Source organism: Pseudomonas sp. E45-MNA-CIBAN-0222 (genome assembly GCF_040310405.1).
Lineage (GTDB): Bacteria > Pseudomonadota > Gammaproteobacteria > Pseudomonadales > Pseudomonadaceae > Stutzerimonas > Stutzerimonas stutzeri_AC.
Window position 1 is genome coordinate 1 of record NZ_JBEOPU010000210.1, and the last position, 243, is coordinate 243.

Below are 243 nucleotides of genomic sequence, written 5' to 3' on the forward strand. Positions count from 1 at the left end.
TGATTAGGTTGTCTTGGCTGCTGGCTTGTTAATTGATGGGCTTTTGGTTGCTGGGTTTTTGATTTTTTATTTTTGGAATCCCCATTAAAAAGATATTGTCCAGTATAGGAATCAGAGATATCTTGCAAGCCTGCGACAGGGCCGCTATAGATGATTTCACCGCCGTGACTGCCCGCTTTTGGTCCGACATCGACTATCCAATCGGCGTGGCGAATGACGCTGACATCATGCTCGACAATGAAT

Annotated in this window: 1 protein-coding gene; it reads right to left on the reverse strand. The window is 45.3% G+C overall.

Annotated elements, in window-relative coordinates:
- A partial coding sequence (locus AAEZ08_RS23360) for a hypothetical protein (RefSeq protein WP_500125238.1) occupies positions 1-243 on the reverse strand: 243 nt, incomplete at both ends.